This is a genomic window from Arthrobacter sp. AG258 (genome assembly GCF_004364695.1).
In the GTDB taxonomy this organism is placed as follows: domain Bacteria; phylum Actinomycetota; class Actinomycetes; order Actinomycetales; family Micrococcaceae; genus Arthrobacter.
Genome location: NZ_SOBI01000002.1, coordinates 277,204 through 296,545 on the forward strand (window position 1 = coordinate 277,204; position 19,342 = coordinate 296,545).

General features: G+C 67.8%; 16 protein-coding genes and 2 tRNA genes. 8 read left to right on the top strand and 10 right to left on the bottom strand.

From position 1 onward, the window contains the following. A complete protein-coding gene (gene leuC, locus DFO47_RS04560; RefSeq protein ID WP_133830860.1) occupies window positions 1–1,473 on the bottom strand; it encodes a 3-isopropylmalate dehydratase large subunit in 1,473 nt (490 codons plus the stop codon). A gap of 113 nt (window positions 1,474–1,586) precedes the next feature. Between leuC and DFO47_RS04565 the strand changes: the two genes are divergently transcribed. Both DFO47_RS04565 and DFO47_RS04570 read left to right on the top strand, forming a co-directional pair. After that, window positions 1,587–2,306: an IclR family transcriptional regulator gene (locus tag DFO47_RS04565; protein WP_009356552.1), complete on the top strand. Its 720-nt coding sequence runs from the start codon at window positions 1,587–1,589 to the stop codon at window positions 2,304–2,306. Window positions 2,307–2,361: 55 nt separating this feature from the next. Then, window positions 2,362–2,910, top strand: a complete 549-nt coding sequence (locus DFO47_RS04570; RefSeq protein ID WP_109045014.1) for a DUF1697 domain-containing protein — start codon at window positions 2,362–2,364, stop codon at window positions 2,908–2,910. Window positions 2,911–3,051: 141 nt separating this feature from the next. Here the strand turns inward: DFO47_RS04570 and DFO47_RS04575 are convergent. Further along, a tRNA-Glu gene (locus DFO47_RS04575) sits at window positions 3,052–3,127 on the bottom strand. Between the two features lie 128 nt (window positions 3,128–3,255). Further along, a tRNA-Gln gene (locus DFO47_RS04580) sits at window positions 3,256–3,327 on the bottom strand. A 299-nt stretch (window positions 3,328–3,626) separates the two neighbouring features. Here DFO47_RS04580 and DFO47_RS04585 point away from each other — a divergent pair. After that, on the top strand, window positions 3,627–5,186 hold the full coding sequence (locus DFO47_RS04585; protein WP_243835351.1) for a hypothetical protein: 1,560 nt from the start codon (window positions 3,627–3,629) through the stop codon (window positions 5,184–5,186). Between the two features lie 22 nt (window positions 5,187–5,208). On the opposite strand, the gene DFO47_RS04590 is transcribed toward DFO47_RS04585, so the two are convergent. Genes DFO47_RS04590 through DFO47_RS04605 form a run of 4 tightly spaced genes read right to left on the bottom strand, consistent with a single transcriptional unit; the run spans window position 5,209 to window position 9,136 of the window. Beyond that, entirely contained in the window at window positions 5,209–5,955 is a 747-nt protein-coding gene (locus DFO47_RS04590; RefSeq protein WP_018760038.1) for an HAD family hydrolase, read from the bottom strand. Beyond that, complete coding sequence (gltX, locus tag DFO47_RS04595) at window positions 5,955–7,469, bottom strand: glutamate--tRNA ligase (RefSeq protein WP_133830862.1); 1,515 nt, start codon at window positions 7,467–7,469, stop codon at window positions 5,955–5,957. Before gltX ends, DFO47_RS04590 begins: the two co-directional genes overlap by 1 nt. Before the next feature lie 57 nt (window positions 7,470–7,526). Next, window positions 7,527–8,303 (bottom strand): fumarylacetoacetate hydrolase family protein, encoded by a 777-nt coding sequence (locus DFO47_RS04600; RefSeq protein WP_018760040.1) that lies wholly within the window; start codon window positions 8,301–8,303, stop codon window positions 7,527–7,529. 5 nt (window positions 8,304–8,308) lie between these two features. Beyond that, entirely contained in the window at window positions 8,309–9,136 is an 828-nt protein-coding gene (locus tag DFO47_RS04605; RefSeq protein ID WP_133830863.1) for an MBL fold metallo-hydrolase, read from the bottom strand. Window positions 9,137–9,274: 138 nt separating this feature from the next. Here DFO47_RS04605 and DFO47_RS04610 point away from each other — a divergent pair, with 138 nt between their 5' ends. After that, entirely contained in the window at window positions 9,275–9,868 is a 594-nt protein-coding gene (locus DFO47_RS04610) for a hypothetical protein (protein WP_133830864.1), read from the top strand. Between the two features lie 76 nt (window positions 9,869–9,944). On the opposite strand, the gene DFO47_RS04615 is transcribed toward DFO47_RS04610, so the two are convergent. Together DFO47_RS04615 and DFO47_RS04620 are read right to left on the bottom strand one after the other, a co-directional pair. Then, window positions 9,945–11,057, bottom strand: a complete 1,113-nt coding sequence (locus DFO47_RS04615) for a branched-chain amino acid aminotransferase (protein WP_133830865.1) — start codon at window positions 11,055–11,057, stop codon at window positions 9,945–9,947. A gap of 104 nt (window positions 11,058–11,161) precedes the next feature. After that, entirely contained in the window at window positions 11,162–12,214 is a 1,053-nt protein-coding gene (locus DFO47_RS04620; RefSeq protein ID WP_018760045.1) for a 3-isopropylmalate dehydrogenase, read from the bottom strand. Between the two features lie 142 nt (window positions 12,215–12,356). Between DFO47_RS04620 and DFO47_RS04625 the strand changes: the two genes are divergently transcribed. The 4 genes from DFO47_RS04625 to DFO47_RS04640 all read left to right on the top strand — a co-directional run bounded on the left by DFO47_RS04625 (window position 12,357) and on the right by DFO47_RS04640 (window position 17,690). Further along, entirely contained in the window at window positions 12,357–13,550 is a 1,194-nt protein-coding gene (locus DFO47_RS04625) for a histidine kinase (protein WP_109045019.1), read from the top strand. 2 nt (window positions 13,551–13,552) lie between these two features. Continuing rightward, complete coding sequence (locus DFO47_RS04630) at window positions 13,553–14,281, top strand: response regulator transcription factor (RefSeq protein WP_208294373.1); 729 nt, start codon at window positions 13,553–13,555, stop codon at window positions 14,279–14,281. 101 nt (window positions 14,282–14,382) lie between these two features. Next, window positions 14,383–15,159, top strand: a complete 777-nt coding sequence (locus tag DFO47_RS04635) for an ABC transporter ATP-binding protein (RefSeq protein WP_133830866.1) — start codon at window positions 14,383–14,385, stop codon at window positions 15,157–15,159. Between the two features lie 2 nt (window positions 15,160–15,161). Next, entirely contained in the window at window positions 15,162–17,690 is a 2,529-nt protein-coding gene (locus tag DFO47_RS04640; protein WP_133830867.1) for an ABC transporter permease, read from the top strand. Between the two features lie 86 nt (window positions 17,691–17,776). On the opposite strand, the gene metG is transcribed toward DFO47_RS04640, so the two are convergent. Then, complete coding sequence (gene metG / locus DFO47_RS04645; RefSeq protein WP_133830868.1) at window positions 17,777–19,336, bottom strand: methionine--tRNA ligase; 1,560 nt, start codon at window positions 19,334–19,336, stop codon at window positions 17,777–17,779. Window positions 19,337–19,342 lie beyond the last annotated feature (6 nt).

Genomic DNA, 19,342 nt, shown 5'->3' on the forward strand with positions numbered 1-19,342 from the left:
CTAGGCTGCGTGGCTTGCGGATGGGGTTTCGACAGGCTGAACCGCCGGCTCGGGAGCCGGGTCAAGGTCCGACGGCGAGCTGAGCGTGCCCCGGACGGCAGTGGCTGCTGCCACCACCGGGGAAACCAGATGGGTGCGGCCGCCCTTGCCCTGCCGGCCCTCGAAGTTGCGGTTGGAGGTTGAGGCGCAACGCTCCCCCACTTCCAGCTGGTCCGGGTTCATGCCCAGGCACATGGAGCAGCCGGCAAAGCGCCACTCGGCACCAAAGTCCTTGAAGACCTTGTCCAGCCCCTCGGCTTCCGCTTCGAGCCGGACGCGGGCGGAGCCCGGGACCACCAGCATCCGGATGTTGGGGTCCTTTTGCCGGCCGCGGATGATGTCGGCAGCGGCGCGCAGGTCCTCCATCCGGGAGTTGGTGCAGGAGCCCAGGAAGACGGTGTCCACGCGGATGTCCTTCATGGGCGTGCCGGCTTCGAGTCCCATGTACTGCAGGGCGCGCTCGGCAGCGGCCTTGGCGTTTTCGTCGCCGAAGTCCTCCGGTGACGGGACGGACCCGGACAGGGACACACCCTGGCCCGGGTTGGTGCCCCAGGTGACGAACGGCTCAAGCGTGTTGGCGTCCAGGTCCACCTGCACGTCGAAGGTGGCGTCGTCGTCGCTACGCAGCGTGTTCCAGTACTCGACGGCGGCGTCCCAGTCCGCGCCTTCAGGCGCGTGGGGGCGGCCCTTCATGTACTCGTAGGTGGTCTCGTCCGGGGCCACCATACCGGCCCGGGCGCCGGCCTCGATGGACATGTTGCAGATGGTCATCCGGGCTTCCATGGAGAGCGCGCGGATGGCGGAGCCGCGGTATTCCAGGACGTAGCCCTGGCCGCCGCCGGTGCCGATCTTGGCGATCACGGCGAGGATGATGTCCTTGGCAGTAACGCCCGGGCGCAACGTGCCCTCGACGTTGATGGCCATGGTCTTGAAGGGCTTAAGGGACAGGGTCTGGGTGGCCATGACGTGCTCCACCTCGGAGGTGCCGATACCCATGGCCAGCGCGCCGAAGGCGCCGTGGGTGGAGGTGTGCGAGTCGCCGCAGACCACCGTCATGCCGGGTTGGGTCAGGCCGAGCTGCGGGCCGACCACGTGGACGATGCCCTGTTCGGCGTCGCCGAGGCTGTGCAGGCGGACGCCGAACTCGGCGCAGTTGTTGCGCAGGGTCTGGATCTGGGTCCGGCTGGTGAGGTCGGCAATCGGCTTGTCGATGTCCAGCGTGGGGGTGTTGTGGTCCTCGGTGGCAATGGTCAGGTCCGGCCGGCGCAGCGGGCGGCCGGCGAGCCGCAGCCCTTCGAAGGCCTGCGGGGAGGTAACTTCGTGGACCAGGTGGAGATCAATAAAGAGGAGGTCGGGCTGGGCGTTGGCTCCTTCGCCGTCGCCTTTGCGCACCACGTGCGCGTCCCAGACTTTCTCGGCCAATGTCTTTGCCATGGCCATCTCCCTTCACTGCTGTTTGGCTGTTGAGTCCAACTGAATCAGGACGGCTCCGCACTGCGCCAGCCGAAAGATTTGCATCTCAGATATTGAGACGGCAATATCATTACATGGACAATTCTAGTGGAGTCGGCGTCATTGATAAAGCAGCCCAGGTGCTCGATGCACTCGAGGCCGGCCCCACCACGCTGGCACAGCTTGTGGCCGCCACCGGGCTGGCCCGGCCCACGGTTCACCGGCTCGCGCTGGCACTCGTCCACCACCGGCTGGTGAGCCGCGATATCCAGGGCCGGTTCGTCCTTGGCAGCCGGCTGGTGGAACTGGCCTCGGCCGCGGGCGAGGACCGCCTGATCGCCTCCGCCGGCCCCGTCCTCATGCAGCTGCGGGACGCCACGGGCGAAAGCGCCCAGATCTTCCGCCGGCAGGGCGACTGGCGCGTGTGCGTTGCCTCCGCCGAGCGCCCCATCGGCCTGCGCGACACCATCCCGGTGGGCACGCAGCTGTCCATGAAGGCCGGCTCCGCCGCCCAGGTGCTGCTCGCCTGGGAGGACCACGACCGGCTGCTCGAGGGCCTGCAGTCAGCTCGCTTCACGCCCACCGTCCTGGCAGGCGTACGACGACGCGGCTGGGGACAGAGCCTCGGCGAACGTGAGCCCGGTGTCGCCTCCGTCTCCGCGCCGGTGCGGGGACCGTCCGGCCGGGTGATCGCCGCCGTCTCAATTTCCGGCCCGATCGAGCGGCTGACCCGCCAGCCGGGGCGCCTGCACGCAGAGGTGGTCTGCAACGCCGGCCGCATCCTCACCGAAGCCCTGCGCAAGAACAACGACTAAGGGGATCCGCCGCGTTGTCCGCTCCTGCGGACGGCGCGGCCACTAGGCTGTGGCCATGGGCAGCTACGCAGTCTTCCTCCGTGGAATCAATGTTGGCGGAATCAACATCAAAATGGCGGACCTCCGGGACGCACTGAAAGCTTCGGGCTTCGCCGATGCCAGGACTCTGCTGGCCAGCGGGAACGTGGTGCTGACCAGCAGCCTGGATGCAACCGGCGTCAAACGCGAAGCCGAAGAATGCCTCCGGGCAGCGTTCGGTTATGAAGCCTGGGTGGTCGTCGTGGACGGCGGACGAGTGGCCGAACTGGTGGATGCCTGCCCTTATCCGGAGGATGACAAATCCACCCACACCTACATCACCTTCTCGTCGGATACCGCCGTCCTGGACGAACTGGAAGCGGCCGGCGCAGCCATAGAGGGCCAGGACCAGAAGCGCCTTGGACCTGAAGCGCTGGCGTGGCTGGCCCCGGTGGGGGGCACCCTGGACAGCCCCTTCAGCAAGGTCAGCTCGAAGTCCAGGTTCAAGGCCGCCACCACCACCCGCAACCTGCGCACCTTGATCAAGGTCCGGGACGCAGCGGCCGCACTGGAGGCGGACTCCTAGGCGGCTCCGCGGAAGACTCCCCGCACGGAGGACCACTCCCCGCCGGGCGGCGCGGGGTTCAGTCCATTGAGCGGGGATTGTTCGCCAGCCAATTCCGGGCAAATAAAAAATGGTCCCGGGCTGATGCCCGGGACCATTTCATGGTGACCCCAGCGGGATTCGAACCCGCGTTACCGCCGTGAGAGGGCGGCGTACTAGGCCGCTATACGATGGGGCCGCGTACTTTCCGGCAGCGTTTCCGCTGCTCGGCTCAGTGAGTATTTCACACACTTTGCCATGGTTTCAAATCGGCAAACCGAGTGGAAACCTTCTGTTTTGCCTGCCCGAATGGGCAGCAAACCAGAGCTGGGATACCAGGACTCGAACCTAGAATGACGGTACCAGAAACCGTAGTGTTGCCAATTACACCATATCCCAATGGCACTTTCGGGCCGGATTCCAGGGCGTTTTCCCTGCTCCGTGCGCCTCAGCACGAGAAATTACTTTACCCGAGACTTGGGGCTCGCACAAATCCGGCGCAGCCCGCGCCTCCGGGCTTCGCGAAAGCGAACCGTCCAAACCCTTGCCCGGCATCCAACGTTATAGTTACCCTCGAGTAAGTTACCGGTAAGTAACAAGCCCCCTGCCCTGTTTCCACGGGCACCCACGAGGTCAAGGGACCGCCCTGCCAACCACGGTTTCGCCACCGGACACCGCTGTCCGGCGGAAGTTAGGAAGTGTCAGCGTTGACAACCCGTACAGCAGCCATTGCAACCGCAACCCGCAAACCCCGGCCACAATTCATCGCCATCATGGCCCTCTCCCTCCTGCTCGTCCTCTTCCTCGCCTTCTATACCTACCTCACGGGCCAGATCGCCAACGGCTCTGCCCAGCTGATGGACGGGGCGGAACAAGCCGCAGCAGGCGCCGCCCAGCTCAAGGACGGCTCGGGCCGGCTGGCAGCGGGCGCAGGCGCAGCGAACAAGGGCGCAGCGCAAGTGCAGGACGGATCGCTCAAGGTCAAGGACGGCACCACCCAACTCAACAACGGAGCCCTCGCCCTGCAATCGGGTGCGGGCAAGATCTACTCAGGTGTCAGGGACCAGCTCGCCCCCGGCGTGGACAAGCTTCATGCCGGCACCACCAAGCTGCAAAATGACGTCCTGAACAAACTCGTCCCTGGCGTCTACCAGGTGGATGACGGAGCCCGGAAGCTCCAGGCCGGCGCCGTCGCGCTCTCCGCCGCGCTCACCCCCACCGCGGGCGGCAACGCCCCCAACAACCTTGCCGACGGCGCCGGACAGCTGGCGGCGGGTACGGGCCGGCTCGCGGCCGGCGCAGGTCAGCTCGACGCCGGCGCCACCAGCCTGAGCGCAGGGACAGCGGCGTTGAAGAACGGAACAGCGCAGCTGACGGGCTACCCCGGCGCGGGGAACGATCCAACCAAGGGAGACGGGCTGGCCGCGCTCAGCCAGGGGCTGGACCAGCTGGAAGCAGCGGCGAACGGGCCCCAGGGCCTGGTTCCCCTGGCCGTCATCAAGGACCAGATCGCCAAGTTGGCCGACGGCGGCCGGCGCGCCTACGCGGGAGCGGGGCAGCTCGATGCGGGAGCAGCAAAGCTGAACGACGGAGCCGGGCAGCTCAAGGCCGGAACCGGCAGTCTGACCGCGGGAGCCGCCCAGCTGGATGACGGGGCGGGCCGGCTGAAGGCGGGCTTCGCCACCCTGGCGGAGAAGCTCAACGCCACCGACCCCCAAAACCCCGGCGTGGTGCTGGGTACCTCGATGCTGGCGGATGGCACGGCGAAGATCCGGACCGGCATGGATGGCGTCCCCGGCGATCCGGACAGCCCCGGCCTGATATACGCCGCCAACAACCTCCAGGACGGCATCACCAAGCTCAGTGCCGGCGTCAACGGCGGCGGCGATCCTGCCAACCCGGGACTCCTGGCCGGGACCGAGGCGTTGTCGGAGGGCACCACCGCGCTGAGCCAAGGCACGGGACAATTGCAGTCGGGATCCGCCCAGCTGGCGGATGGAACCGGGAAACTCGCCGACGGCAACGGCAAGCTTGATGACGGTTCGGGCCAGTTGGCGGACGGTGCCGGCACGCTTGCCGAGGGCAATGCCAGGATCGCGGCCGGAACGCAGGAACTGCACACGAAGGTGGCCGCCGTGTCGCCGTCGTCCTGGCTGGACAGCCCCGTCACGGCATTGCTGCTGATCGCCCTGCTGGTGGGAGCCGCCGTTGGCGGATATCTCCTCCTTCGCCGCGCCGCCCGGATTAAGGCCGCCTGATGGACGACCGCCCGGACAGGACTTAGGCGAAGAGCGGGAGGAGATCCGCCAACGTGGTGACCGCGGTTCCACCAAAGTGGGCCGCGGTCTCGGCGTTCCGGTTGAGCCAGACGCCAACCAGTCCGGCCGCCGTCGAGCCTTCCGCGTCCAGCAGCCGGTTATCGCCCACGTACATCGTCTCGGCCGGGACGGTGCCCAAGAGCCGGACGCCTTCCAGGTAGATGGCGGGATCCGGCTTGGCCACGCCCAGGGTGTCAGTTCCGACGAGGTGCTTCACGCGTTCAAGGCCGGCGCCGTCCAGCTTGGCGCGCTGGTAATCGTGGACGTTGTTGCTGACGGCGCCGTACGGGATCCCGGCAGCGTCCAAGACGTCAAGAAGCGGCGAAACATCCGGGAACGGCTTCACATAGGACGGCTGCTTTTCCACGTACGCGGCCAGCCAGCGGTGCGATTCATCGCCGTCACCCAGTTCCACGCCAAAGTGGCCCAGTGCGGCGCGGCCCCGGAGGAGGCGCTGTTCGTTGAACGTCAGCTCGCCGGCCAGGTAGCGGTCGTAATAGTGCGTGGTCTCATGGGTGAAAATCCGGCCGAACCGCTCCCAGCCGGCCTGGTCCAGGCCGGGCAGGAGGTGTTCACTGACCTCGCGCAAGGCGGTGGTCATCGAGTACTCAAGGTCCACCAGGGTGTCGTCGATGTCGAACAGGACGCCCCTGACCACTCCCCAGGGCGTATGCCGGGCACCCGACCGGGCTTCGCTCGGTGCCGTCATCAGCCGCGGAAGGCGCGGAGCCTGCGCAGGGAGGACTCCTTGCCCAGGATGACCATCGATTCGAACAGGGGCGGGGAGATCCGCCGGCCGGAAACAGCCGTCCGTACGGGCCCGAAAGCGAGCCGCGGTTTGATGCCAAGGTCCTCCACCAGGGCCTGCTTCAGGGCTGCCTGGATGCCCTCCGCTGTCCAGTCTGCCACCGGTTCCAGCGCGGCAAGTGCCGCGTCCAGCACCTCGGAAAGGTTCTCGGGAAGGCCCTTGCGGGCGTCATCCGCGACGTCGACGGCGTCGTCCGCCTTGAACAGGAAAGCCAGCATGTCCGGCGCCTCGCCCAGCAGCGTAATGCGCTCCTGGATCAGCGGCGCGGCTTCGGTGAGGATTTCTTCCTCGCGGTCAGTGAGGATCTCCCCCACCAGGCCTGCGTCGCGCAGGTAGTGCGCCACCCGGTCGCGGAAGACCTTGGGCTCAAGCATCCGGACGTGCGTGCCGTTGATGGCCTCGGCCTTCTTCAGGTCGAAACGCGCGGGGTTGCCCAGGACGTCGTGGATGTCGAAGTGCTCAACGAGCTGCTCGACGGTAAAGATGTCTTCGTCGGCGCTCAGCGACCAGCCAAGCAGGGAAAGGTAGTTCAGCAGCCCTTCCGGGATGAAGCCCCGCTCGCGGTGCAGGAAGAGGCTGGACTCGGGGTCCCGCTTGGAGAGCTTCTTGTTGCCCTGGCCCATGACGTACGGCAGGTGGCCGAACTCCGGCATGTACTCGGCGACGCCGATGGCGTAGAGGGCCCGGTAGAGGGCGACCTGGCGCGGCGTGGAGCTGAGCAGGTCTTCGCCGCGGAGCACGTGCGTGATCCCCATCAGGGCGTCGTCCACGGGGTTGACCAAGGTGTACAACGGGGCACCGTTGGCACGCACCACGGCGAAGTCGGGCACCGATCCGGCCTTGAACGTAATTTCGCCGCGGACCAGGTCGGTGAACGTGATGTCCTCGTCCGGCATGCGCAGGCGCAGGACGGCCTGCCGGCCCTCGGCCCGGTACTGTGCCAGCTGTTCCTCGGTCAGGTGACGGTCGAAGCCGTCATAGCCCAGCTTTGGATCCCGGCCGGCGGCGCGGTGGCGTGCCTCGATCTCCTCAGGGGTGGAAAAGGACTCGTAAATGAATCCGGCGTCGTGCAGGCGCTTGATGACGTCCTGGTAGATGTCGCCGCGCTGGGACTGCCGGTACGGTTCGTGCGGGCCGCCAACCTCGACTCCCTCGTCCCAGTCGATGCCCAGCCACTTCAGTGCGTCCAGCAGCTGGTGGTAGCTTTCCTCGCTGTCCCGGGCCGCGTCCGTGTCCTCGATCCGGAACACCAGGGTGCCCTTGGTGTGGCGGGCGTAGGCCCAGTTGAAGAGCGCGGTCCGGATCAGTCCGACGTGCGGGGTCCCCGTGGGCGAGGGGCAAAACCGGACGCGAACGGGGGTCTCGGCGGTGACGGGCGGAATGGAGGCGGCAAGCGACGAAGAAGCGATAGTCATAGTGGCTTCAACTTTACCCGCCTGGCCGCCCTCCGGCCTTCCGCGCGGCAGCCGGGGTCAGCGGCGGACGATCGGGTTGGAGAGCCGGCCGATGCCTTCGATTTCCACCTCGAAGCGGTCGCCTTCCTTGACCAGTCCCACGCCGGCCGGTGTTCCGGTCATGATCACGTCGCCGGGCAGCAGGGTGAACGCGTGCGAGACGACGGACACGAGCTCCCGGACGCCGCGGATCATCTGGCTGGTGCTGCCGTCCTGGCGGATTTCCCCGTTGAGCCGGCCCTGGATCTGCAGGTCCTCGGTGTCCAGGTCCGTCTCGATCCACGGGCCCAGCGGAGCGGAGGTGTCGAAGCCCTTGGCGCGGGTCCACTGCAGGTCCGTCTTCTGGACATCGCGGGCAGTGAGGTCGTTGCCGCACGTGTAGCCAAAGATGACATCGTCAACGCGGTCTTCGGGGACGTCCTTGCAGATCCGGCCGATCACCACGCACAGTTCGGCTTCAAAGGAGACTTCTTCGGAAAACTCCGGCAGGACCACGGGGTCGTTCGGACCTACCACCGCGGTGTTGGGCTTCAGGAACAGCAGCGGCTGGGCGGGCACCTCGTTGCCCAGCTCATGTGCGTGCTCCACGAAGTTCCTGCCCACCCCGATGACCTTGCTCCGCGGGATGATGGGCGCCAGCAGCCGGACGTCCTCCAGCTTGTGGCGCACGGAAGTGCGCTCCACACCGTTGAAGAAAGGGTCGCCGTGGATGACAGTGATTTCCTCACTGCCGCTATCACCTTCCACAACGCCGTACAGGGGATCGGAATCGACAACAAACCTCGCAATACGCATGGCTCCTACCCTACCGTTTCGACGGCGCCGTCCTGCCTGCCGCCTTCCGGCCCGCGAAGGTAGGAAAGCTGTGCGGCCACGGACAATTCGGCGGCGCGCCGGACGGAAGGGTCGACGCCGGCATAGACGGCGTCCGCCACCTCAGGCACGGATGCGTTCCCGCCGAGGCCGCGGAGCGCGGAACGGATCTGGGCCAGCCGTTCCTCGCGGTGCCGGCGGTACTCCCGGACGATGTCCCCCAAGGACGGCAATACCGGGCCGTGGGCCGGCAGCACGGTCGCGTTCCCCAGGGCCTCCAACCGGTCCAGGGTGGCGAGGTAGTCTCCCAGCGTGCCGTCAGGGAAGTCCAGGACGGTGGTGCCCCGGCCCAGGACGGTGTCCCCGGTCAGCACCGAGCCGTGCTGCCCGTCGGCCGGCAGGTGGAAGCACACGGAATCCGAAGTGTGGCCGGGGGCAGCCAACACTGTGATATCCAGTCCCGCTGCCTGGATCAGTTCGCCGCCGGCCAGCGGCGCTCCGCCGCCATGGCAGTGGCCTGGGTCCGCTGCCCGTACCGGCGCTCCGGTGAGTTCGTGCAGGCGGGCCGAACCGGCAGTATGGTCCGCATGCCGGTGCGTGACCAGGATCAGTTCGACGACGCCGGCGCCCGACAGTGCCTCCAGGTGCGGTTCATCGTTGGGTCCCGGGTCAACCACCACGACGGCGGACCGGCCGGGGACGCGCAGGATGTAGGAGTTGGTGCCGTCCAGGCTCATGGGGCCCGGGTTGGGTGCCACGAGGAACTGGGTGAGGCCGGAGCTGCGCTGCAGGCCGGGGCCGGTAAGTGGGGTCACTGATCCATCCTTGCATCAAGCCCCGCACTCCCCCACCCCCTTGTCCCGGAGGGCAGCGGCGGAATAGATCGGCCGCCCGCGGGGGTTGGCAACCTGTGACAGCACAACGATCTCCACCAGGAAGCCGGACACCGCCCCATGAGCACACCTTCACTCGCCGACCTTCTCGCCCGCGCGGACGCGGACGGCCACGACCATTCGGCGACCGAAAAGGCCACCGGCCTCCTGCACATCCACAACCACGCGACCGGCAGCATCATCTGGTTTCCCACCTGGAGGAAGTTCCGCGAGACAACCGACTGGACGGACGCCGTCACCGGCATCACGGCGGAACTGTCCGCCGCCTCCGCGCCCGCTGACCAGGCCGGCGCCGCCCTGATCGCCGCGGACCTGGAAGCGCTGCTGGACCAGGCCTCCCGCTCCGCTGACGCCGCCGTCTTCGTCCAGGAAAACCTCATCCGCCACCTGACCCGGACCTGGGCTGTCGGCGACGCAGTGGCCCAGGCCGGCGGCAAGGACCTGTTCACCAGCGGCCCCACCCCCGCCGTCTTCGCCGGCTATCCCTACGACGTCTATGCCCAGGACGGCGGCGTCTTTGCCACCACGCTCTGGAACGACCTGATCGACGCCCGGCGCAACCGCGCCCTGGCGGAAGAAGCTGCCCGCAAGGCACTCAAGCCCGTGTCCCGCAAAGCGATGAAGAACGCTGCCCGGAAAGCCGCACGCCGCTGACCCGGCACCCCCTGCGGCAACGCAAAACGGCGCCTGCCGGACCCAAGTCCGGGAGGCGCCGTCGTCAGGGCAGAACCTAGGCCAGGCGTGTCAGCCAGCCGTGCGTGTCCGGTTCGGCGCCGGTCTGGATGCCCAGGAGCTTTTCGCGGATGGCCATGGTGGTTTCGCCGGCTTTGGCGTCCTCGGAACCAATGAACTCGGTGGCGTCCTTCAGCACCCCGATGGGGGTGATCACGGCAGCTGTGCCACATGCGAACACTTCGGCAATATCGCCCGAGGCCACGCCGTCGCGCCACTCGTCAAGGGTGATCTTCCGCTCCGCCACGTCACGGCCCATGTCCTTGGCCACCTGGATCACGGACATCCGGGTGACGCCTTCCAGGATGGTGCCGGTGAGGGCGGGCGTGACCAGGGAGCCGTCCTTCATGACGAAGAAGACGTTCATGCCGCCCAGCTCTTCCACGGCGTTGTCATTGGCCTGGTCGAGGAACAGGACCTGCTTGCAGCCGTTGGCCTCGGCCTCCTGCTGCGCGATGAGCGAGGCGGCGTAGTTCCCGCCGCACTTGGCGTCGCCGGTGCCGCCGCGGCCGGCGCGGGCGTACTGGCGCGAGATCCAGATGGAGACCGGCTTGAGTTCGCCGCCGAAGTAATTGCCGGCCGGAGAGGCGATCACCCGGAAGGACACCTCGCGGGCGGCGCGGACACCCAGGAACGCCTCGGTGGCGATCATGAAGGGGCGCAGGTAGAGGGCTTCGCCGTCGCCGGAAGGAACCCATTCCTTGTCGGCAGCCACCAGCTCGCGGATGGCGCCGAGGAAGTATTCGGCCGGCAGTTCGGGCAAGGCCAGCCGGCGGGCCGACTTGTTCAGCCGGGCCGCGTTCGCCTCGGGCCGGAACGTCCAGACGGAGCCGTCAGCGTGCCGGTACGCCTTGAGTCCCTCGAAGATTTCCTGGCCGTAGTGGAACACGGCGGCGGACGGGTCAAGGACGATCGGGCCGTAGGGCTCGATCCGGGCATCGTGCCAGCCGCCGTTGCCGTCCGCGTCAACGCTGTAGTCGACGATGGCGGTGTGGTCGGTGAAGTAGTTGCCGAATCCCGGGTTTGCCAGGATGGCTGCACGCTCTTCGGCGGACTTCGGGTTCTCCGAAAGCTGCCGGGTGAATTCGACGCCATGGGCGGTCTGAGTCATGGTTCCTCCACGATCGGCCGCCCCGGGGTTCAGCGCTGAACAGCGAGGCGGCATTTGGTGATTCGAGTCAAGCTTACGCCCGAAGCCGGAGCCCCCGGCGTGGGCTAGAGTCCGGCGGCGATGGCGTCGCCGACGGCGCTGGTGCTGCGGGCGGTTCCGTCGCGCTGTTCGACGTCGGCAACCACAGCGGCTTCGATCCGGCGTGCGGCTTCCGCGTACCCCAGGTGGTCCAGCAGGAGTGCCGCGGAGAGGATGGCCGCGGTGGGGTCGGCCTTGCCCTGGCCGGCGATGTCCGGCGCCGAACCGTGGACCGGCTCGAACATGGAAGGCGCCGTGCGGTCCATGTTGATGTTGCCGGACGCCGCCAGGCCGATGCCGCCGGTGACGGCGGCAGCGAGGTCGGTGATGATATCGCCGAACAGGTTGTCGGTGACGATGACGTCGAAGCGGGACGGGTCCGTGACCATGAAGATGGTGGCGGCATCAACGTGCAGGTAGTCGTGGGTGACGCCCGGGAATTCCTGGGCGACAGCCTCGACGGTGCGCTTCCAGAGATGCCCGGCGAAGACCAGGACGTTGTGCTTGTGGACCAGGGTGACGTGCTTGCGTTCGCGGAGGCTGGCGCGGCGGAAGGCGTCGCGGACCACGCGCTCCACACCGTGTGCGGTGTTCAGGGAGACTTCCGTGGCGACCTCGTGCGGGGTTCCGGCACGCAGCGTGCCGCCGTTTCCCACGTACGGCCCCTCGGTTCCCTCACGCACCACGATGAAGTCGATGGTCCCGGGGTTGGCCAGCGGGCTGCCGACCGTCCCGTAAAGCCGCGACGGCCGCAGGTTGACGAAGTGGTCCAGGCTGAAGCGGAGCTTGAGGAGCAGTTCGCGTTCGATGATTCCGGAGGGGATGCGGGTGTCGCCCGGGGCGGCGCCGACGGCACCGAAGAGGATCGCGTCGCGCGTCTTCAGGTCCGCCAGGACGTGGTCCGGCAGGGTTTCGCCGGTGGCGAGCCAGTGCTCGGCGCCGAGTTCGTAATGTGTCGGCTTGAGCTGCACGCCCTCCGCGGCCACGGCCTTCTCGAGGACTTTGAGGGCCTCGGCAATGACTTCGGGGCCGATGCCGTCGCCGGGAATAACTGCAAGATCGATGGAGGATGCGCTCATGTTTTCAGGGTAGCCAAGTCATCCATATGGTGGGCAAGCCGTCCCACATTTCGGACACGGCGTCTGCGGGCGGCGCGGCGGCCGGAGAAGGATCAGCCCCAGGGATGAGGCACTCGCCACCACGACAGCATAGAGTTCCGGGGTGGAATTACGGCACAAGGTTTATCACTGGATCCGGGTCAACACTTTCCGGGTTGACCTGGTCCTCATGCTGGCGGTCCTGCTGATGTGCGGTCCCGTTTACCTCATGGCGGACCGTCCCTGGCACTTCCTGCTGTCGTGCGCCCTGGTGGTGCCGCTGGCGTGGCGGCGCACCAGGCCCGTGCACGCGGCCGGCGCCACTGTACTGGCGTGCCTGGTCTTGTGGGCAACTGGGCTGGAGCCGCTGGCCGGGCTGCTGGCTGTTCCGCTGATTATCTATGCCGTTGCCGCTTACGGTCCTGCCCGGGCCAGCCGTACGGTCCTGGGACTGGGGCTGCTGGGCGGCGTGCTGCTGACCACCCGCAATCTCAGCAGCACGGCTGAGACAGGCGTGCTGGGCCTGACCATCAGCGCTGTCTACACGGTCCTGATCTGGATGCTGGTGCTGTTCAGCTGGACCCTCGGAGACCTGACACGCGTGCGCCGGCAGCAACTGCAGACCCTGGCGGACCGTGCCCGCCGGCTCGAAATCGAACAGCAGCAGGAACGCTCCCTGGCGGCAGCCGATGAACGGGCGCACATTGCCCGTGAGATGCATGACATTGTGGCGCATTCCCTGTCCGTGATCATCACGCAATCTGACGGTGCGCGGTACGCCGCGGCTGCCGACCCCGCCGTGGCCACGGAGACGCTGGCCACGGTTGCCGCCACGGCACGGACGTCACTGGCCGAAATGCGCCGCCTCCTGGGTGTGCTGCGGCACGGCGATGAGTCCACCACCCGCCCGTTGCCCGGACTTGCGGACCTCGATGAACTGTTCCTGGGGTTCCGTGCGGCAGGCCTTCCGCTGGACGTCGAACAGCTGGGGTCTCCGCGGCGCACCCTGCCTCCGGGCGCCGAACTCACGGCATACCGGGTCCTCCAGGAATCCCTGACGAACGTCCTCAAGCATGCAGGTCCGCAAGCCCGGGCCCGGGTCTTGGTGCGGTGGCAGCCGCGCGGGCTGCAGCTTGAGGTGCACGACGACGGCCGGGGCGCTTCTGCCCATCCGGCAGTCGGAGCCGGGGAAGGCGGCGGTAACGGGCTGCGGGGCATGCGGGAGCGGATCAGCCTTTACGATGGTTCGTTGGCGGCCGGCCCGGCCGCGGGCGGGGGCTTCCAGGTTTCGGCCTTCCTTCCCTACACCGAGGCTTGAGCATGACTTTGCCACTAGACCGCGACAGCACCGCTCCTATCCGCGTGGCGCTGGTCGATGACCAGCAACTGGTGCGCTCGGGATTCAGCATGCTGATCAACTCCCAGCCGGACCTTGACGTCGTGGTCGAGGCCGGGAACGGGCTCGAGGCACTCCAGGCCCTCGGAGCAGCAACCGCGGACGTCGTCCTGATGGACGTGCGCATGCCGGGAATGGACGGCATCGAGGCCACCCGCAGGCTCATCGAACGCGCCGCTTCCGCCCCGGCCGGGTCTGCCAGGGCTGAACTTCGCATCGTCGTGCTCACGACCTTCGACCTGGACGAGTACGCACTGGCGGCCATCGAAGCCGGAGCCAGCGGTTTCCTCCTGAAGGACGCACCACCGGAGGAACTGCTGGACGCCATCCGCACGGTGCACCGCGGGGACGCCGTCATCGCCCCCTCCACCACCCGCAGGCTCCTGGACCATGTAGCTCCGCTGCTGCGCGCACAGGGCAACGAACGGCCCGAGGACCAGGAGGCCGTCGAGCGGCTCACAGCCCGCGAGCGCGAAGTCTTCACCCTCATGGCCCAAGGTCGGTCCAACCCTGAGATCGGGGCAGACCTGTTTGTCTCCGAAGCAACCGTCAAAACGCACGTAGGGCACATCCTGGCCAAGCTTGGGGCACGCGACCGGGTCCAGGCAGTCGTGATCGCCTACGAGACCGGGGTGGTCACTCCCGGAGGCTGACGCCCGGCACGGTGGTTTCAGACCTGGGTATGAGTCCGGCCCCGGCAGGACCAGACCACCGGCCGATTCCCGGGCGCCGGGCCCGGCCATAGCGTGGAAACATGACAACTTCCGCGCATGCCCATACTGCTTTGAACAGGCAAAATATCCCATCCGCTCCCGCCGTGCAGGCCCTCTCCCTGGCCAAGACGTACGGCCGCGGCGCCACCCGCGTCAGCGCCCTGCGCGAGGTCAGCGTCACGTTCGATGCCGGCCGCTTCACCGCAATAATGGGTCCTTCCGGCTCCGGAAAGTCCACCCTGATGCACTGCCTCGCTGGACTCGACAGTGCCGACTCCGGCCAGATCCTGGTTGGCGGAACAGACATTACGGCCCTCAATGACAAACAGCTGACAGCGCTTCGCCGCGACCGGATCGGATTCGTGTTCCAGGCCTTCAACCTGGTGCCCACACTGACAGCCGAACAGAACATCACATTGCCGCTGGCGCTGGCGAACAAAGCCACGGACGCGGCCTGGTTCGACACGGTGGTGGCCACGCTCGGCCTCAAGGACAGGCTCCGGCACCGGCCGCATGAGCTCTCCGGCGGCCAGCAGCAGCGCGTCGCCGTAGCCCGGGCCCTGCTGACCCGTCCCGACGTGGTGTTCGGGGACGAACCCACCGGCAACCTTGATTCGACCGCCGGCGGCGAAGTCCTCGCACTGCTGCGCCGCAGCAGCCGGGAAATGGGCCAGACCATCATCATGGTCACCCACGATCCGGTGGCGGCCAGCTACGCCGACCGGGTGGTCCTGATGAACGACGGCGGCCTGGTGGGCGAGATCGACGAGCCCACCGCCGGGTCCGTCCTGGCCGCCCTCGGCAAGCTGGGAGGCTGAGCGTGCTGCGCGTTGCCTTCTCGCAATTCCAGTCCCACAGCCGCCGCTTCATAGCCGTCGGCCTGGCAGTCATGCTCTCCGTGGCGTTCCTGTCCACCACCCTGATGGTCGGGGCGAGTACCCGTGCTTCGCTGGGTGCCAGCCTCGGGGAGGCCTACAGCAAGGCCGGCCTCATCGCCACCCCGGACACGGGAACCTTCAACGATGCCGCGCTGGCAGCAGCCCGTGCGGTGCCCGGCGTGACCGAGGCTTATGGCCGGATGCAGGCGTACGCCGAGTTCACCGCAGGCGGCCAGGAGGTGTTGGCGCAAGCCCGGAACCTGGCGCCGATGGCCTTGGAAACCGCGACCGTGACCGACGGCGCCCTCCCGGAGAGGGCTGACGGCGTCGCCGTGGACGGGGCTACCGCCGCCCGCTACGGGCTGCGCGTCGGCGACTCCCTGACCCTCAAGGCCCCCGACGCCGCCACAACAGTGGCCATGACCGTCACCGGGATCCTGCGCGGCAGCAACGACCCCTTCGCCTCTGCCCTCCCGCAGATCCTCGCCGGGACACCGGCCGTCAGTGCCCTGGCCGCCGGCGCCCGGGACGCTCAAGGTGGTACCGGCGCCGCTGGCTACGGAAGCATCCAGCTGGCCCTGGCTTCGGGCTCCGACGCAGCCGCAACCAGCAAGAACGTGGCGGCGGCGCTCACCGGTGCCGGCGCCGGGGTGCAGGTGAAGACAGCAGACGAACAAGTCACCGCCCAGGTGGCGATGATGACCGGAGGCCAGGATGAACTGACGATCATCCTGCTGGCATTCGCCGGGGTCGCCCTGATTGTCTCCGGACTGGTGGTGACCAACACCTTCGCGGTGCTGGTGGCCCAACGCACCAGGGAACTGGCGCTGCTCAGGTGCCTGGGGGCGGGCCGGAACCAGGTGCGCAACTCGGTCCTGGCCGAAGCCCTGGTGGTGGGCCTGGTCTCCTCCGCCGCCGGTGTGCTCGCCGCCGTCGCCCTGATGGCTGCCCTCATCGGCTGGGCCGGGACGCAGCCGGACATGGCTTTTGCCACCATGGCCGTCCCGCCGTCGTCCGTCATTGCGGGGCTGGCGGCAGGCACACTCCTGACCCTGGGCGCCGCCCTGGTTCCCGCGAAAGCTGCCACGGCCGTGGCTCCGCTTGCTGCCCTGCGGCCGGTTGACGATGCCGGAATCGGGAACCGGCGGGGCCGCGTGCGGCTGGTGCTGGGCCTTGCCGCCCTTGCCCTCGGGGTTCCGTTGCTGGCCCTCGGCGCCGCGGGCGTGATGCTGGTGGTGGCCTTCGCCGGCGGCGTGCTCTCCTTCGTGGGCGTCCTGCTCTGCGCCACCCTGTTCGTGCCGCGGCTGGTGGGCCTGGCGGGACGGTTGGCCTCTCCTGCCGGCGTCCCCGGGAAGCTGGCCGCCCTCAATGCCGTCCGCAACCCGGCCCGGACCTCCGTCACTGCTGCCGCCCTCTTGATCGGCGTCACGCTGGTGTCCCTGATGATGACCGGGGCTGCCACTGCCCGGCAGGCCTTCGATGACGCCCTCGCCGGCACCTACCCCGTGGATATGGTGATCACCGGGGATGCCCTGACAGCCGCCGAGCGTGACGCAGTGGCACGGGTGGACGGCGTCGCAACCGCGGCTTTGCTGCCGGCAGCGGGCACCTTGGCCGGCGAAGGGATGGGCAGCCCCGTCTATGCCCTCGACGCGGCAGAGGCCGGCCGGCTGCTCCGCGACACCGCGCTCACCCTTGAGCCGGGCAGGATCTACCTTCCGGAAGGCTCCACGGCCGGACCTGTTGAGGTCACCGGGCCGGCCGGGCCGGCCTCCCTGGAAGCGGTGGTCTTGCGGACCCGCAACATCCCGGCACTGGTCTCCACCGACACCGCCCGCCAGTCGGGCCTGACGGGCGGTGGCGTTGCCCCAACCGACAGTGCGCGGACAGATGGCACCGGTCCCGCGGCCAGTGCCGTGTGGCTGCGCCTGGCCGACGCTCCCGGCGGCTACCTGTCCGCGGACCGGATCAAGGACATCCAGTCCGCTGTTGCTGCGGCAGCAGGCGTGTCCGCGGGTGCGGTCAGCGGCGCCGCCATCGAGCGGGTCACCTTCAATGAGGTCATCGACGTACTGCTCTTGGTGGTCACGGGCCTGTTGGGGGTGGCGGTGCTGATCGCGCTGATCGGCGTGGCCAATACACTGTCGCTGTCCGTCCTCGAACGGACCAGGGAAAACTCCCTGCTCCGGGCGCTGGGCCTTACCAAGGGCCAGCTGCGGGGCATGCTGGCCCTCGAGGCAGCCCTGGTGGCCGGCGTCGCCGCATTGATTGGTGCTGCCCTGGGCAGCATCTACGGCTGGCTGGGCGCGCGGTCGGCCCTCGGCAGCCTGGCCGAGGTCACCCCCTCCGTCCCCTGGCTGCAGTTGCTGGGCGTGCTGGGGGTGGCCGTCGTCGCCGGCCTGCTGGCGTCGGTCATTCCTGCCCGGCGCGCGGCACGGCTGTCACCCGTCGAGGGACTTGCCACCGCATAGCCGTGACGGCGGGCCAGTGCGCCTGCAATGGGAAAGGGCAGGTGGCGCGGAAGTCCGCGCCACCTGCCCTCATCCGCACCGGAACCTCAGGCTTCGGCCGGTTCCTCGAATTTGGGGAAGACGGGAACCGGGGCGGGCAGCGCCGTACCGGGAACGATCGGGGTCGCGATCGCGGTGAACTGGCGTGCGTCCCCCTCAGGCTGGCCCAGGGCGTCCAGGAGCTTCGCGGTGGCGCCGGGCATGACCGGCTGGGCGAGGATCGCCACTATCCGGAGCACCTCCAGCGTCACGTACAGCACCGTGTTCATGCGCCCGACGTCGGTCTTCCGGAGCACCCAGGGCGCCTGCTCGGCGAAGTAGGCGTTGGTGTCCCCCAGCACGGCCCAGATGGCCTCCAGGGCGCGGCTGAACTCCTGCTTGTCGAACGCGGCCCGAGCGGCGTCGAGCAGGCCGTTGGCCTGGGCCAGGATGGCAGTGTCGGCGGCTGTGAGCTCGCCGGGGGCGGGTACGGCGGCGCCGCAGTTCTTGGCCACCATGGACAGGGAGCGCTGGGCGAGGTTGCCGAAGTTGTTCGCCAGGTCCGAGTTCATCCGGCCCACGATGGCCTCATGGTTGTAGCTGCCGTCGGCCCCGAACGGGACTTCGCGCAGGAAGAAGAAGCGCACCTGGTCCAGGCCGTAGCGGGCCACGAAGTGGGCGGGAGCCACCACGTTGCCCAGTGACTTGGACATCTTGACCCCGTTGTTGTTCAGGAAGCCGTGGATCATGACGCGCTTGGGCAGTTCCAGCCCGGCGCTCATCAGGAACGCCGGCCAGTAGATCGCGTGGAAGCGTGAAATGTCCTTGCCGATGATGTGCACGTCGGCGGGCCAGTACTTCCGGAACTTTTCGGACTCGACATCCGGGTATCCCACGCCGGTGAGGTAGTTGGTCAGCGCATCCACCCACACGTACATGACGTGCTTGTCGTTGCCGGGGACGGGGACACCCCAGTCGAACGTGGTCCGGCTGATGGAGAGGTCCTCCAGGCCGCGCTTGACGAAGCTGATGACCTCGTTGAACCGGTACTGCGGGGCGCCAAATTCGGGGTGCGCCTCGTAGAGCGCCAGCAGTTTGTCCTGGTAGGCGGACAGCCGGAAGAAGTAGCTCTCCTCCGCCGTCCACGTCACCTCGGTGTCCGTCTCTTTCGAGTAGCGCACGCCGTCGTCCTTCACCACCGTGTCATCTTCGCCGTAGAAGGCCTCGTCCCGGACGGAGTACCAGCCTTCGTACTTGGAGAGGTAGATGTCGCCGTTGGCTTCCATCTTCTTCCAGATGGCCCGGGATGCGGCGTAGTGGTCCTCGTCCGTGGTCCGGATAAACCGGTCGTAGCTGACGCCCAAGGCAGCGTGTGCCGCCTTGTAGATCTCGGCGTTCCGGGTCACCAGTTCCTTGGGCGTAATGCCTTCCTTCTCCGCGGCCTGGGCGATCTTCATGCCGTGCTCGTCCGTGCCGGTCAGGAACATCACGTCGTAGCCGTCCAGCCGCTTGAAGCGCGCCATGGCGTCGGTGGCTATGTACTCGTAGGCGTGGCCGATGTGCGGCACGCCGTTGGGGTAGGTGATGGCCGTAGTGATGTAGAACGGCGTTTTCTCTGAAGCAGTCACGGTCGG